Raw genomic sequence first — 13411 nt, forward strand, 5'->3', positions numbered from 1 at the left:
CCATCACCACCGCAGCTACCTCTACGAACCCGGCACCTTCCGCCCGCTGGCGCTGCTCGACGGCAAAGGCCTCAACGCCTGCCCGTTCTACTACCACCTCGACCACCTGGGGACACCGCAGGAACTGACCAACTACGGCGGCCAGATCGTCTGGTCGGCGCGCTACCACGGCTACGGTAAAGTCCGAGCGATAGAGCACGGCGGCGGCGAACAGCTGGAACAACCGCTGCGCTTCCAGGGCCAATACTTCGACCCGGAAAGCGGCCTGCACTACAACCGGCACCGCTACTACAATCCGGAAACGGGCCGCTACCTGACCCCTGATCCGAGCAAACTGACGGGTGGGCTCAATGGGTACCGGTACACCCTGAACCCGACGGGGTGGGTGGATCCGTTGGGGTTGGTGGATTGCCCGGGGAAGGGTGGGTGCAGGCCGGCGGTTGGGGAGCAGGATCCGGCTGCCAAGGTTGGGGTAGATGAGGGAGAGCCGCGACTGCCGATGACGGCGGAGCAGCGGCGGGCTCGGATTGATGAGTTAGCGGAGGCGAATGCTAAGCGACGTGTAGAGGAGTATGAGAGGAAATATGACATGCATACTGTTGCTAAGCATAATCCCGAGATACCAGATAGGGCGGTAAGGCAGCGGCCAATTGACGGGAGTCATCCAACGATAAACGGACAAATAGGCCCCGTGAGCTCTAGCTCTCAATTTAAGAGTTGGAGAATGCAGATGCACGCACTAAATGAAGCTCTTACAAGAACGGCTCGGGGTTTACCCGCGCATACGGGATTCGACAGAAGGCAAAACCCTATTGTTAGGATGGAAATGCCTGGCGCCGGTCGGGGGTACAAACCCAACAGAAGAGATAGAACCAATCCAATTCTGAATGAACACATGAATGGTGCAGAAGTGAAATTTGACAGAATTCAAACTGATAAACCGTTTACTGCCTTTCCTATTGATTAAGCTAGACGAAAAATGGAGTTGATTATGTTGCTAGCTCCCTTCACTGAGTTGCCTTATCAGCCAACTGTCGACGCGCTCTTGGCTGGTATAGATACGGAATATAAAGATGATTCATTTAGAAAGGAGTTGTTGAGGCTTGACCCGAATAGTGCGTCGGATCGACGAATTATAATTAAAAATTACATAATTAAAGAGCAGGCATATTTGTCGTATAGACATAAATTTTTACTCTTGATTAAGTTGAAGGAGGCGCTGGAGAACGAGTTTTATGATTTTGGTGCGCTTTTTGAGTATGACTACGAGACAGATGAATCTTCAGCTTCGCCTTGGTTGGCATCTGAAATCCATACCCCCCGTAGCTTTTTCGAGGATATATATGAACTAGTAAGCGAAGAATGGAAGCAAGATATTGAAAAAGCAGCGCTCGAAGATCCATCCACTTGGTAGGCGATCTCGAGTTGCCTACTTCATACCATCGCCCCAATAGACTCTACGGCCTCAGCCTCAACCAAATACAAACTCCCCCCAGGCACTTCCTTCGCATGATGCTTAGCCTGCGAAGCCAGTTCCGCCAACTGGCTCGCATCCAGCTCCCCGCAAACCTCTGAGCGCAGATGCACCACGCCAATCGATAGCGACAACAACGCAAATTCCTGTCGAATCCCCTGCCGGTTCAACGCCGTAAAGCACCCAGCCTCCAGATGCTCAGGACGATAGAACCGGCGGCAATGGGTCTGGAAGTCGCTCAGCAGCTGGTTCAGGCGCTTGCGCCAGTCTTCCGGGCCGAGGACCAGCAGGAAGTCGTCGCCGCCGATGTGGCCCACGAAGTCGCGGCTGGGGTCGATGCGTTCGTTCAGGCATTGGGCCAGGCACAGCAGGACTTCGTCGCCGCGACCGTAGCCATAGATGTCGTTGAAGGGTTTGAAGCTGTCGATGTCGACGTAGCAGATCACCGCTTCCTGTCGCTGTTGCAGCAGACGGGTAAGGCACTGCTGGATCGGTACGTTGCCCGGCAGCAGGGTCAGCGGGTTGGCATAGCGGGCCTGTTGGATCTTCAGTTCGGTGATGAGCTTGAGCACGTCGATCACCCGGCCCAGCCCCAGGTAGTGACCGTTGAGGGTGATGATGAAGTCTTCTTCGATGCGCTGGCGGGCGCGGCTGGTGATGAGGCGGCTGACTTGTTGCAGCGATTGGCTCAGTTCCACGGCCAGGAAATCATCGCTCATCAGGCGGCTGATGGGTTTGCGGGCGAACAGGTCGGTGGCGAAGGGTTTGAGCAAGGCGTCCGAGAGTGAATGGCGGTGGACGATGCCGCAGGGGCGGTTCTGATTGTCCAGCACGGCCAGGGAATTGAGGTTGGCCTGGCGCCGAAAAGCGTCCAGGACCCGTGCCGTAGGGGTGTCATGGGGCATGGCCGGTTGCTCGTTGAGCAGGGCGCTGAGGTCGTTGATTTCATCGCTCAGCGGCACCGTGCCGCTGTCCTGCCTGGGCATCAGCGCCTTGGCATCCCGTGATGGCTGTTCCTGAGGGCGGGCAAGCAGGTATCCCTGGACCAGATCGACGCCCATTTCCATCAGCACCGCCAGTTCTTCCGGCAGTTCGATGCCCTCGGCAATCACTTGGGAGCGGGACGTCCGGGCGATCTTCAGGATCGAGCCGACAAACTCGCGCTTGAGGGCGTCCTGGTGAATGCCGTCGATGAAGTGGCGGTCGATCTTCACGTAATCGGGCCGCAATTCGGACCACAGCCGCAGGCTCGAATAACCAGCGCCAAGATCGTCCAGGGCAATGGAGAAGCCCATGGCCCGGTAATGATGCAGCGCGTTCTGCAGAAGCTGGAAATCATCGATCGGGGTTTGTTCGGTCAGCTCGATGACCACCTGGCTGGGCGGGATGCCGAAGTCCTGCAGCAGTTGCAAGGTGCGTCCGGTCTGGTGCGCCGACTCCAGCAGCGACTCGGGCGAGACATTGAGAAACAGCTTGCCCGGCAATTTTTGCTCGTTGAAGCGTTGGCAGGCACTGCGTCGGCAGGCCAGTTCCAGTTCACTGAGGCGTCCGGCCTGGCGGGCCACGGAGAGCAAGGCGATGGGAGAGTGCAGCGGGCTGTTGGACGGCCCGCGGGTCAAGGCTTCGTAACCCAGGATGCGTCGTTCGGACAGGCATACGATCGGTTGGAACAGACTGTGCAAACCGCTTTGAGCCAGGATTGAACTCAAGGCACTCAGCTGTTCGGTCGTGGTCATGGCGATCTCTGGCGATAAAAAAAGGACCGGGCACCTTGGTGGGGTGCCCAGTCCTGTATTTCACGACAGACTGATGTCAGTTTGATGACAGTCCGACGAGAGTCACCATTAAATGGCCATCATCCTTGCTTGGCGACCGCTGTATTGAGTTTCAGGTAATCCAGCAGGATTCGCCCGGTCTCGCTCAGGTACGCATCGTCTTCCGGCTTGGTCTTTTCCGGTTCGGTGATCAGGTCTTCGTCTTCTTTCTTCAGTTCCTTGAGCGGCTCTTCGCCCTTGGCCTTGCGACGCAGGTTTTCCATCGCCAGTTGCTTGGCCTCGATGTCGGCATGCTGGGCGCGACGGTCGGCTTCGTTGAGGCTGACGGTTTTCTCCAGCATCAATTTCTGCGCCAGGGCCAGCTTGTCACGGATGAACACGAACTCGGCATCCTGAGAGGTGCGGGTGTCGTGGTCGGACTTGAGCTGGGCCAGGAACGGTTTGAACGGGTCCACCGCCGGTTTGATCGCTGGCCGGATGGTGTCCCATGGCATGGCTTCGGGCAGGGCGCTTTCGCCGATTTCCTTGGTGTCGATGATCGACGGGTAATCGATGTCAGGCAGCACGCCCTGGTGCTGGGTGCTCTGGCCGGACACCCGGTAGAACTTGGCCAGGGTCAGTTTCAGTTCGCCATGGTTCAGCGGCTGGATGGTCTGCACGGTGCCTTTGCCGAACGTCTGGCCACCGATGATCAACGCCCGGTGATAGTCCTGCATGGCGCCGGCAAAAATCTCCGAGGCCGACGCCGACAGGCGGTTGACCAGCAAGGCCATCGGCCCTTTGTAGAACGCGCCCGGGTTCTCGTCTTCGAGTACGTCCACCCGGCCATCGGCGTTGCGCACCAGCACGGTAGGGCCCTTGTCGATGAACAGGCTGGTCAGTTCGGTGGCTTCCTGCAAGGAGCCGCCGCCGTTGTTGCGCAAGTCGATGACGACGCCGTCGACCTTGTCCTTCTGCAGCTCGGTCAGCAGCTTCTTGACGTCGCGGGTGGTGCTCTTGTAGTCCGGATCCCCGGCGCGGAACGCCTTGAAGTCCAGGTAGAAGGCCGGGATCTCGATGACGCCGAGCTTGTAATCCTTGCCATCCTGTTTCAGGTTGAGGATCGATTTCTTCGCGGCCTGTTCTTCCAGTTTCACCGCTTCGCGGGTGATGGACACGATCTTGCTGGTCTGGTCGTTCGGCGCATTGCTGGCCGGAATGACTTCCAGACGCACCACCGAGCCTTTCGGGCCTCGGATCAGCTTGACCACTTCGTCCAGACGCCAGCCGACCACGTCGACCATTTCCTTGTTGCCTTGGGCGACACCGATGATCTTGTCCGCCGGGCTGACCTGCTTGGTCTTGTCGGCAGGGCCCGCCGGTACCAGGCGCACGATCTTCACCTGGTCGTTGTCGCTCTGCAGGACCGCGCCGATGCCTTCCAGGGACAGGCTCATGTTGATGTCGAAGTTCTCCGCGTTATCCGGCGACAGATAATTGGTGTGCGGGTCGTAGGACATGGCGAAGGTGTTGATGTACGCCTGGAAAACGTCTTCGGCGCGAGTCTGGTCCAGACGGGCCAACTGGTTCTTGTAGCGCTTGGTCAGGGTTTCCTGGATCTGCTTGGAATCCTTGCCGGCGATTTTCATGCGCAGCACCTCGTCCTTGACGCGTTTGCGCCACAGGTCATCGAGTTCGGCTGTGCTCTTGAGCCAAGGGGCGTCCTTGCGGTCGACCAGCAGGGTTTCCTTGGCATTGAAGTCGATCTTGTCGACGCCTTTGTTCAGCTCGGCAATGGCGTAATCCAGGCGCGCCTTCACGCGGTCCAGGTAACGCTTGTAGATGACGAACCCGGCGTTGAGGTCGCCGCTCTTGAGGAAGTCGTCGAACTGGGTCTTCCACTTGTCGAATTCAGCGATATCGCTGGCCATGAAATAGCTGCGCGACGGATCAAGCAGCTTCAGGTAGCTGTCATAGATGATGACCGAGCGCGCGTCATCGAGCGGTGGTTTGCTGTAGTGGTGGCGCTTTAGCAACTCAACGACGTTAAGGCTGGCAATCACCTCGTCGCGATCAGGTTGAAGCTTGTCCCAGCTGTTGGCTGCGAACGTATCGCTCGACAGGGGTAACAGACCGAGGCCAATGACAAGCGCGAGGGCGGTACTGGGGAACAGGTGCTTCATACTGATTCGACGCAGGGACAATTGATAACGCATATTAGGCCGTCTTTGAAGTCGCCGGTTCCATGTGGCCCGGGCGCATAATGCAAGAAAGCCCGGCGTTACAGCAGCGGGCCCAGTCGAGACTCACTATGGAGGCACCGTGAAAGCATTGCAAGGCGTTGAAGGCCAAGTGGTATGGGCTGATGAGCCAAGTCCGACATGCGACGTAGGGCAAGTTCGCATTCGTGTGGCGGCTGCCGGCCTGAATCGGGCCGATTTGTTGCAGAAAGCCGGACTTTATCCGCCGCCTCCCGGGGCCAGTCACGTGCTGGGCTTGGAGTGTTCCGGGATCATCAGCGAGGTTGGGCCGGGCTCGGCCTGGCAGGTGGGCGACCGCGTGTGTGCCTTGCTCGCCGGCGGTGGCATGGCCGAGGAGGTGGTGGTCGATGCCCGGCATGTGCTGCCGGTGCCCGAGGGCCTGTCCTTGGCTGAAGCCGCCGCGCTGCCTGAGGTCTACAGCACTGCGTGGCTGAATCTGTTCCAGTTGGCAGGCCTCAAGCCGGGGGAAAAAGTGCTGCTGCACGCCGGAGCCAGTGGCGTCGGTTCCGCTGCAATTCAACTGTGCAAGGCGTTTGGCAACCCATGCTGGGTCAGTGTCGGTTCTGCCGATCGGCTGGCTTATTGCGAGGCGCTGGGCGCCCAGGGCGGGGTTGTGCGGGCGGACGACATCGAGCGCTTGAACGACTTCGCGCCCTTCGACGTGATCCTCGATCCGGTGGGCGCCAGCTACGCCAGACTCAACGTGAAACTTTTGTCAGTTGACGGGCGTTGGGTGTTGATCGGGCTGATGGGCGGACGGGAAAGCCACCTGGACCTGGCGAAGATCCTCGCCAAGCGTATCCAGTTGCTGGGTTCGACCCTGCGCAGTCGCGACGATCAATTCAAGGCCGATCTGCTGCGGGAGCTGGGTGAACATGTCTGGCCGTTATTCACCGAGAAACGCCTGAGCCCACAGTTGGCCGCGACATTCCCGATCCAGGAAGCCGAGGCGGCGTTCGCCGAGCTGGCGACCAACCAGGTATCAGGAAAATTGGTGCTGGTGATTGATGAAAGCCTGAACTGAGTGGACCCGTGGAGCGACAGTGGGGCCTGTGGGAGCCGAGCTTGCTCGCGATTGCGTCGGATCAGTTTGCAGCGTAGTTGACTGACCCACCGCCATCGCGAGCAAGCTCGGCTCCCACAAGTATGGGTGCCCGAACATTGCTTTCATGAACCCGCGAAAACCTGTGGGAGCGAGCCTGCTCGCGATGGCGGCACCACAGACAACATCGTGCAAGCTGACCCACCGCTATCGTGAGCAAGCTCGGCTCCCACAAGGTTTCAATGTCCGGGCGTTGGTCCGAACCGCGATTCTTGAAAGTAGACGTTACCTCTGTCCGCCGGTTAATACCTTCATGGTTGTAGATCCACGCCCCCTCTGCGGCGAAATTCGCGACGTCAGCGTATTGCCGTGAACAAGCCATTGTTCTGTATGCCCCCGTACAGGTCAGTTTGATTTCACTCACTAGATGGATATACACCCTGTCAGGTCTGCCAGTAGACGGCGTGAAGACAGCCGCTCTAGATTTGCTTCGAGAGCCATAGAGGTCTCTCTGATAGTTTCCCTGACAGAAGAGGTGCCATGATGGCCAAACAAGAGATCCGCCTGTCCAAAGAAGATATTGACGGCGACAGCTCACCCGATATTCTCGTGGAGTTCTATAAAAACGAGGCGCTACAGTTCGCGACTTTTATCTCCGCTTCAAAAACGAACGGTGCCTACGATACCGTCAACGTCAAGACTGATACCGATGCTGATGGCGATATGGACGTGCAGGACGAAAATGCCCTGCTGGAACTGGCCAAGGCCTTTTCCGTGTTCGAGTAGCGTGGGGGGATGTCTGTTTACGCCGCACTACGGACATTAATGTTCGCACGCTCCCTTATCTGCTTGGAGTCGATCCGGGCACAAGTGCCATCGGACACTTCGGAACAAGGAGTCAATCCGCGCCAGCAGACAGTCATGGCACGCTTCCCTGTGGCGAGGGAGCTTGCTCTCACTGGAGTGCGAAGCGCTCAAAAAAAGCGGGCTGCTGCGCACTCAAGCGGGAGCAAGCACCCTCGTCACAAGGGCCTGTATTCCATTCATTGATCCGGTAATTGCTCGAACTGTCATTCCTGACAGTAGGCAACCCCTGACTTTCGCGCCTTTAATCGAAGCCGGTACCGCCTTGAGTGGAGTCCAGCCATGTTGGTCTCAACAACAACGAAAAAAATACTTCCCATTGCCTTTGGCATTGCACTGTTGCTGGGATGCAACGCGACTTCACAACATGCACAACAGCTGGATACCAATAATGCTGACGAAGTAGGCAGGCAGACAGCGATCAGTCTGACCGCTCGTTATTATAAAAAAGTGGCCGATTGCGGTCCCACCTCGCCGGCGTACCTGTGTTCGGGAGTTTTGTTCAGAGGAACACAGCCATCCGCCTCATATTATTTCTGGAACCCCAGCCATTTTTCAGTGGCAAGCGGCGGCGTATCTTTCTCGTACTTGAGGGAAGATTCGAAGTACATCTCCTTGACCTATGGCTATAACAACGGCTTCTTTTTTCACGCTTACAATGATTCCAAACAGGCGCTCAAGCCAGAAATCCTGTGTTCGTTTCCCGTGGACGGTTGGACGTTCGAAAGAGACGACAAAGGTTGCGGCCAATACCGGACGTTTCCAGGCACAAGTCGGGAATGCCAGTCCCAGGGGATCACCACCGCCACCCAATGGCTGACGCACTTCCAGTCCGTTGCGTCGGCGCAACGGCCACACCATCAGTGCGGCTTCAATGTGCGTGCTTCACTCGGTACAGCTTCGGCGAGTGCATTTCACGCCAGCCTCGAGGCGCGAACGTTGGGTAATGGCGATCCGGCCATAGGCCCGGTCCAGAACGAAGTGCGCGTGGCTACCTGGGCACAGAATGCAGGCCGTGACTTACCGATCGAAGCGCTTTTCTACACTGCAGGAGGATTGCTTGGTGCCCAGCAGTATCAGCGAGATTTTTACGCTGAAACCGACCGATGGCTGCCGATTATTCTCTTGACGTTACCCACGACAACGACGGGTGACGCGACATTCGTCTATCGCAGCGCTGACCAGGCATTTCTTCTTGGCGGGCCGCTGTCCATCGACCGCACGCCGTTGGCAGTGGATGGTTTCAGGATCTTCGCTTCCTGGCCCGCGACGGGAGCTGATGCTCCCGGTAACACAGTGACCCGCAGGGCAGCGGGTGGAACCCCGCCCTACCGGTACACGTCCAGCAATACCCAGGTGGCGACGGTCACGGCCAACGGCCAGGTGACAGGGTTCAGACGGGGTAATGCGGTGATCACCGTATCTGATTCGAGCACGCCGGCGCAGTCAGCAACGTATACGGCCCAAGTCAGCAATACTTGGTTGCTGGGGATCGTGGTGCCCGGCACCTTCACGAGTCTGGCGGCTTTTCATCAATGGCTGAGAACCGTCGGCGGATACCTGATCAACAGCAGTGGGCAGCTCCAGACGCTGGAGAGCCTGTATGCCCGGCCTTTCCCGCTGCCTCGCGGCAGGTATTGGCTCGGTGAGCATGGCGGCACTTGTCCGGCGGGTTACTACACCTACTACCACGCCGAAAATACCCATGGAATCGCCTGTGCATTACCTGGCGAAAGCAGCGTGAGCGGTGCGCTGTATGTCGTGCCTTATTGAGCAGATGCCAATGAAGGCCGCTGCTCTGGGCTCTCCCGGCGAACGTCGGCTTATTTCCAGCTGTGAATCGGCCACCCCGCCAATTCGGCATGGGCCTTCAACACCGGATCCGGGTTCACCACATGGGGATAGTCCACCCGTTGCAACAGCGGCAGATCATTGCGTGAATCAGAGTAGAAGCTCGCCCCCTCCAGGTTTTCTTCCTCGGCGTCCAGCCAGTCCAGCAACCGGGCGATCTTGCCTTCACGGTAGGTCAGGGTGCCCACGGTCTTGCCGCTGTAGGCCCCATGGGCCACTTCAAGCTCGATCGCCAGGATCTCATCGATGCCCAGGCGCTCGGCAATCGGCCCCACCAGATGCGTGCCCGAAGCCGAGATCACCAGGATCCGGTCGCCGGCCTTGCGGTGTTCGGCGATGGTCTTGGTGGCGTCGCTGAAGATGATCGGTTCGATGAAGTCCTCCACCCAGGGCGTCACCAGGTGTTCGACTTCTTCCGGTGTGCGGCCGATCATCGGTTCCAGGCTGAAGTCCATGTACTCTTCCATGCGCAGCTTGCCGTGGCTGTAGGCGTCCATCAGCTCGTTGTTGCGACGCATGAACGACTCGGGATCGACCCAGCCCAGACGCCCCATCTGCTCGCTCCAGAGGGTGGCGCAGTCGCCGTGGATCAGGGTTTCGTCCAGATCAAAAATTGCCAGGGCCATCAGTGCGTTTCCCTTCTCAATATCAGCTTCAAAATCAACACAGCCATCAGGCTACCTCACACAGGGCCGACGGATCGATGGAAAGCGCCAGGCGGGCGCCATCGGGATGCAGGTCGGCCGCCGAACGGTTGAGCACGTCTACCACCAGTTCCACGCCGCGGGCTTCGACCCGATAGCGGATCACGTTGCCTAGCAGGCTGTGGCTGCGGATCAGCGCATCCGGTTCGCCGTTGCGACTCAGCTCGATGGCTTCCGGGCGGATGGCGATACGACTGCTCACCGGCCGTTGCAGCAGTCGGGTGGCGCTGTCGGCGTCCAGCAGGTTGTAGTTGCCGATGAAGCCGGCTGCGAAAACGTCGACCGGCGCAGTGTAAAGGGTTTCGGCATCGCCGCTCTGTACGATCTTTCCCTGGTTCATCAGGAAAATCCGGTCAGACATGGTCAGGGCTTCTTCCTGATCGTGCGTGACGAAAATCGTGGTCAGGCCCAACTCGCGTTGGATCTGTCGGATCTGTTCGCGCAGGTGTTTGCGAATCCGCGCATCCAGGGCTGACAGCGGCTCGTCCAGCAGCAACAGGCGCGGCCGGGTCACCAGGGAGCGGGCGAGGGCAACGCGTTGGCACTGGCCGCCGGAGAGTTGATGGGGGTAGCGGGTGGCGAACTCGTGCAGTTCCACCAGGCGCAGGATCTCCTGCACGCGCTGGCGGCTATCTTCGGCCTGGATCTTTTGCATGCGCAGGCCGAAGGCGACGTTCTGTTCCACGGTCATGTTGGGGAACAGGGCGTAACTCTGGAACACCATGCCGATGCCGCGTTTTTGCGGGCTCAGGGGGACGATGTCCTGGCCGTCCAGCAGGATCTTGCCGGCATCCACTGTCGTCAGCCCGGCAATGCAGCGCAACAGCGTGGATTTGCCACAGCCGGAAGGGCCGAGGAGGGTGACGAATTCACCCTTGCCGATTTCGCAGTTGATGTCGCTGAACACCGGCGTGCCCGCGTAGCCTTTTTGCAGGTGTTGGACGCTGACGTAGCTCATTGGCTTTTGTCCTTGTTCAGAATGTTCGCCGCCCAGGTCAGGACCAGTACGAAGAAGAAGTAGGAAATCACCAGGGCACTGGTGAAGTGGCCGCTGCTGTTGCGCATGTTGTTCAGGTAGACCTGCAGGGTTTCATAGCGGGTGCCCACCAGGATGTTGGCGAACACGAACTCACCGAACAGGAAGGAGAAGGACAGCAGCAGCGCCACCATCAGGCCCTTGCGCAAATTGGGCAGCACCACCAGCAAGGCCGCCTGGAAGGTGCTTGCACCGAGCAGCTGCGCGGCGTCCATCAGGTCGCGCAGGTTGATGGCCTGCAGGTTGTTGGTGATCGCGCGGTACATGAACGGCAGGGCGACGGTGAAGTAGCAGCCGATCAGGATCCACGGCGTCCCGACCATTGCCAGTGGGCCGGAACCATAGAGTTGCAGCAGTCCTACCGACGACACCACCGGCGGCACCGCGAAGGGCAGCAGGATGAGGATGTTCATCAGTGCGTCGAGTTTCGGGAAGTGGTAATGCACCACGAACAGCAGTGGCAGGATCAGCACCACCGAGAGCACCAGCGCGCCGACGCAGACGATCAGCGACTGGCCGAAGGCGCTGAGGAAGCGTGGGTCGCTCCACAGTTGCACGTACCATTTGAAGGTAAAGCCTGCGGGTAGCACGGTGGCCGACCAACTGCTGGCGATGGAGTAGATCAGCGTGCCGGCCAGGGGCAGCAGCAGTATGGCGAATAGCAGGTACACCACGGCCCGATGATAGAGGCCGACAGGGCTCGATTCAGCGCGAGACATGGTAGCTCCTCTTGAGCAGTAGCTGATGGACAACGGTCACCAGGGTCATCAACGCCACCAGCACCACGGCCAGGGCGCTGGCCATGTTCGGGTCGAGGGAGATGTCGCCGGAAACCATGGCGGCGATACGAATCGGCAGCACGTTGAAATTGCCGGTGGTCAGCGCGTACACCGTGGCGTAGGCACCCAGGGCGTTGGCCAGCAGGATCACGAAGGTACCCAGCAGCGCCGGGGTCAGCACCGGTAGACCGATGTGCCGCCAGAACTGCCAGCCGTTGGCGCCCAGCAGCGCGGCGGACTCGCGCCAGTCTTCGCGCAGCGCGTCGAAGGCCGGATAGAGCAGCAGCACGCCCAAGGGAATCTGGAAGTAGGTGTAGAGGATGATCAACCCGGTTTTCGAGTACAGGTTGAAGTCTTCGATGATCCCCGCTTGCTTGAGCATGAGGGTGATGCTGCCGTTGAACCCCAGCAGAATGATGAACGCGAACGCCAGGGGCACGCCGGCGAAGTTGCTGGTCATGTTGGCGAAAGCGTTGACGAAGTTGCGCAGCTTCGAATCGACCCGGCGCAGTGAGTAGCTGCCGAGCACTGCGATGATGATCCCGAACACACTTGACCAGAAGCTGATTTCCAGGCTGTGCTGGATCGCTTGCAGGTAGAACTTCGAACTGAAGATCTTGCTGAAGTTGGCCAGGCCCCAACCGAACTCTTCCGACTCCAGGCTGTTGACCAGCACCCAGAGCAGCGGGGCGATCTGGAACACGATGAAGAAAATCGCGAAGGGCACCAGGCACAACGCTGCCAGCCATTTGCCGCGCGTCATGGCATTCACTTGAGCAACTCCTGGCAATAGGGTTTGTCGTGAGCAACACCGAGCAACTGGCAGAGGGTGCCGCACAGTTCGGTCTGCCGGGGATTCGCGGCGGGGTCGAGGCTGAAGCTGTCCCCAAACACGAACAGCGGCACCTCCCGTTCTTCGGCCAACAGGCCGTTGTGAGAGCGATCGTTGCTCATGCCGTGATCGGACGTCACCAGCACCTGATAACCGCCATCGAGCCAGGCTTGCAGGTAGACCGCGAGGTTGATGTCGGCCGAGCGGGCGCTGTTGCGGTATTGCGGGGTGTCGAGGCCATGCTTGTGGCCGGCATCGTCGATATTCATCGGATGCACCAGCAAAAAATTCGGCGCGTAGCGCTGACGCAAATGTTCGGCGTCGGCGAACAGATGGGAATCGGGATAGTGGTCATTCCAGTAGAAATGTCCGTACTGGATCGGCAGCTCGGGGTTGTCGGTATGACGATCCCGCCCAGCCACGAACGGTGAGGTGTTGTAGAGCTCGCTGACCCAATGGTACGCCGCGGCAGCCGTGCTCAAGCCGCCTTCGGTGGCGTAGTGGAAAACGCTTCGCTGGTTCGACAGGCGCGAGACGTTGTTGTGCACGATACCGCTGTCGATGGGCGCGACGCCGGTGAGGATGCATTCATAGAGCGGGCGGGACAGGGCCGGCAGTTCACATTCCAGTTTGTAGAGAGCCGCGCGTCCTGCGCTGACGTAAGCCTGCAAATGTCCCATGGCATGCCGGGCGACTTCGTAATTGAGGCCGTCTAGCACTACCAGGATGACGTTGTGCTTCATGGGAAAAAGGCTCCGCAGAGGCAGACCGAAAAGAAGATGCAAGTGTCAACGCGCTCAATGTGGGAGCCGAG

Annotated in this window: 12 protein-coding genes; 5 read left to right on the top strand and 7 right to left on the bottom strand. The window is 58.9% G+C overall.

The window, feature by feature from the left end; genetic code table 11:
* Together FGE05_RS24165 and FGE05_RS24170 are read left to right on the top strand one after the other, a co-directional pair.
* A partial coding sequence (locus FGE05_RS24165; RefSeq protein ID WP_176563030.1) for an RHS repeat domain-containing protein occupies positions 1 to 967 on the top strand: 967 nt, incomplete at its 5' end.
* A 24-nt stretch (positions 968 to 991) separates the two neighbouring features.
* Positions 992 to 1414, top strand: a complete 423-nt coding sequence (locus FGE05_RS24170) for a hypothetical protein (RefSeq protein ID WP_055137749.1) — start codon at positions 992 to 994, stop codon at positions 1412 to 1414.
* Positions 1415 to 1434: 20 nt separating this feature from the next.
* Here the strand turns inward: FGE05_RS24170 and FGE05_RS24175 are convergent, their stop codons facing one another.
* Together FGE05_RS24175 and FGE05_RS24180 are read right to left on the bottom strand one after the other, a co-directional pair.
* A complete protein-coding gene (locus tag FGE05_RS24175; RefSeq protein WP_139648922.1) occupies positions 1435 to 3210 on the bottom strand; it encodes a bifunctional diguanylate cyclase/phosphodiesterase in 1776 nt (591 codons plus the stop codon).
* A gap of 119 nt (positions 3211 to 3329) precedes the next feature.
* Positions 3330 to 5411: a carboxy terminal-processing peptidase gene (locus FGE05_RS24180; RefSeq protein ID WP_175363179.1), complete on the bottom strand. Its 2082-nt coding sequence runs from the start codon at positions 5409 to 5411 to the stop codon at positions 3330 to 3332.
* 139 nt (positions 5412 to 5550) lie between these two features.
* Between FGE05_RS24180 and FGE05_RS24185 the strand changes: the two genes are divergently transcribed.
* The 3 genes from FGE05_RS24185 (at position 5551) to FGE05_RS24195 (ending at position 9168) form a co-directional block, all read left to right on the top strand.
* Positions 5551 to 6513 carry a zinc-binding dehydrogenase gene (locus FGE05_RS24185; protein ID WP_024779619.1) on the top strand — a complete coding sequence of 321 codons (963 nt, stop codon included), beginning with the start codon at positions 5551 to 5553 and terminating at the stop codon, positions 6511 to 6513.
* A gap of 558 nt (positions 6514 to 7071) precedes the next feature.
* Positions 7072 to 7317 carry a hypothetical protein gene (locus FGE05_RS24190; RefSeq protein WP_139648926.1) on the top strand — a complete coding sequence of 82 codons (246 nt, stop codon included), beginning with the start codon at positions 7072 to 7074 and terminating at the stop codon, positions 7315 to 7317.
* A 360-nt stretch (positions 7318 to 7677) separates the two neighbouring features.
* Entirely contained in the window at positions 7678 to 9168 is a 1491-nt protein-coding gene (locus FGE05_RS24195; RefSeq protein ID WP_139648932.1) for an Ig-like domain-containing protein, read from the top strand.
* A gap of 50 nt (positions 9169 to 9218) precedes the next feature.
* Here the strand turns inward: FGE05_RS24195 and FGE05_RS24200 are convergent, their stop codons facing one another.
* Genes FGE05_RS24200 through FGE05_RS24220 form a run of 5 tightly spaced genes read right to left on the bottom strand, consistent with a single transcriptional unit; the run spans position 9219 to position 13340 of the window.
* A complete protein-coding gene (locus FGE05_RS24200; RefSeq protein ID WP_139648933.1) occupies positions 9219 to 9872 on the bottom strand; it encodes an HAD family phosphatase in 654 nt (217 codons plus the stop codon).
* A 46-nt stretch (positions 9873 to 9918) separates the two neighbouring features.
* Complete coding sequence (locus tag FGE05_RS24205) at positions 9919 to 10908, bottom strand: ABC transporter ATP-binding protein (protein WP_139648935.1); 990 nt, start codon at positions 10906 to 10908, stop codon at positions 9919 to 9921.
* Positions 10905 to 11705 (bottom strand): ABC transporter permease, encoded by an 801-nt coding sequence (locus tag FGE05_RS24210; protein ID WP_041021858.1) that lies wholly within the window; start codon positions 11703 to 11705, stop codon positions 10905 to 10907. The genes FGE05_RS24205 and FGE05_RS24210 overlap by 4 nt, the downstream gene beginning before the upstream one ends.
* On the bottom strand, positions 11692 to 12528 hold the full coding sequence (locus tag FGE05_RS24215; RefSeq protein ID WP_162164414.1) for an ABC transporter permease subunit: 837 nt from the start codon (positions 12526 to 12528) through the stop codon (positions 11692 to 11694). The genes FGE05_RS24210 and FGE05_RS24215 overlap by 14 nt, the downstream gene beginning before the upstream one ends.
* Before the next feature lie 5 nt (positions 12529 to 12533).
* The gene (locus FGE05_RS24220) at positions 12534 to 13340 is read right to left on the bottom strand and encodes an alkaline phosphatase family protein (RefSeq protein ID WP_024779626.1); all 807 of its coding nucleotides are present in this window, start codon (positions 13338 to 13340) and stop codon (positions 12534 to 12536) included.
* Positions 13341 to 13411: the final 71 nt, after the last annotated feature.

It is taken from the genome of Pseudomonas sp. ICMP22404, from assembly GCF_006227205.1.
Lineage (GTDB): Bacteria > Pseudomonadota > Gammaproteobacteria > Pseudomonadales > Pseudomonadaceae > Aquipseudomonas.